Origin of the sequence: Phenylobacterium sp. (assembly GCF_031425575.1) — a bacterium.
Lineage (GTDB): Bacteria > Pseudomonadota > Alphaproteobacteria > Caulobacterales > Caulobacteraceae > Phenylobacterium.
In genome coordinates this window covers 1-1,794 of the sequence record NZ_JANPJP010000102.1, presented here as the reverse complement: position 1 = coordinate 1,794, position 1,794 = coordinate 1, and the positions used below count along the sequence as shown (strand labels likewise).

Annotated in this window: 2 protein-coding genes; both read right to left on the bottom strand. The window is 67.9% G+C overall.

The features are described from left to right. On the bottom strand, positions 1-912 hold a 912-nt coding region (locus RMO97_RS05465; RefSeq protein ID WP_310539518.1), incomplete at its 3' end, for a nitronate monooxygenase family protein. An 80-nt stretch (positions 913-992) separates the two neighbouring features. Then, positions 993-1,794: SDR family oxidoreductase (locus RMO97_RS05460; protein ID WP_310539517.1), on the bottom strand; the 802-nt coding region annotated here is incomplete at its 5' end.

The following is a 1,794-nucleotide window of genomic DNA, read 5'->3' as shown; positions in this document are numbered from 1 at the left end:
GTTGGCCACGATCTGCGCCGCCGGCAGCACGGTGTGGATGCCCCCCGCCGACTGGCCCATGGCGAAGCAGGACTTGTCGGCGTCCAGGCCCTCGATCTGGCCGCCGATGCCGCCCATGACCCCGGCGCGGCTGGACAGCATCGCCTGCTGCGGGAAGGGCTGGATGTCCTGGGGACGGGTCTCCCAGTCTTCGACATAGGGGTTCTTGCGCACCCGCATGGGCTTGCCGGAATAGGACCGGGTACGGACGGTATCCTCGTCGGCCGCCTCGACGATGGTCTGGCGATAGAGTTCGCCGGCGTGGGCCTCATGGCTGGCGATGAAGCGGGTGCCCATCCAGACGCCGACCGCGCCGAGCGTGAGGGCCGCGGCCAAGCCGCGGCCGTCATAGAGGCCGCCGGCCGCCACCACGGGAATCTTCACCGCCTCCACCGCCTGGGCCACCAGGGGCATGGTGCCCACAAGGCCGGTGTGGCCACCGCCCTCGCCGCCCTGGCAGATCACCGCGTCGCAGCCGGCCTGCTCGGCCTTCACCGCGTGCTTCACCGCCCCGCAGACCACCATGACCTTGAGGCCGGCCTTTTTCAGCTTCTCCATGATCGGCATGGGCACGCCCAGGCCGGCCACGAAGCTGGAGGCGCCTTCGTCGATGATGATCTCCACCGAGGCCGTCAGACTCTCCGGACTTACGGCCAGCAGGTCGACGCCGAAGGGCTTGTCGGTGAGGCTTTTGACCTTGCGCATCTCGTCGCGGATGAAGTCGGGCGTGCGGCCGGCCATGCCCAGCACGCCATAACCTCCGGCGTTGGAAACCGCCGCCACCAACTCAGCATAGGAGACGCCCCCCATGCCTGCCAGCATGATCGGGTGCTTGACCCCCAGGAGGTCACAAAGCGGGGTGTGCAGGGTCATGGCGTTTTCTCCCGAAGTCTCGTTGGGAGGCAGGATGGCGCCGCACGCCGTCCATGGGAACCATGACCCAAGGTCAGTCCTCAGAAGACGCCGTATCCGCCGTCGATCAGGAAGCTGTCGCCGGTGTGGAAGGACGAGGCGTCCGAGGCCAGGTAGACCGCCATGCCGCCGAAGTCCGCCGGCTGGCCCCAGCGGCGCATGGGCACCCGCTTGATCACCGCGTCGTTGAACCTGTCATTGCCCTGGGCGCCCGCCGTCATGTCGGTGGCGATCCAGCCGGGCAGGATGGCGTTGGCCCGCACGCCATAGCGGGCGTGCTCCACGGCGATGGCGCGGATCATCGAGATCACGGCGCCCTTGGTGGCGGCATAGGCCTCGTTCTTCGGCGCCCCGTCCAGCGCCGAGAGCGACGAAATCACCACCAGCGACCCTCCGGCTTTGTCGCCGGAACCCGCCCGCTCAACCATGTGCTTGCAGGCCTCGCGGAAGGTGAAGAACACGCCGTCCAGGTTCACTGACAGCACCTTGCGGTACATCTCGGTGGAGAATTCCGAGAAGGACGGCGCCCCGCCGCCGATCCCGGCGTTGGCGATCACCGTGTCGATGCGGCCCATCTTGGCGACCGCCTCGGCCATGCCCGCCTTGACCGCATGCTCGTCGGCGACGTCCACCACCTGGGTCAGGACCCGGACCCCGACGCTCTTGAGCTTCTCTTCGGCGTCGGCGTTCTTCTTGGGGTTGGAGCCCCAGATCACCACGTCGGCGCCGGATTGGGCCAGGGCCTCCACCATGCCAAAGCCGATGCCGCCATTGCCACCGGTGACAAGGGCCACCTTGCCGGTCAGGTCGAAGGGTTTGTAGGCCATGGCGTCTGCTCCCAGT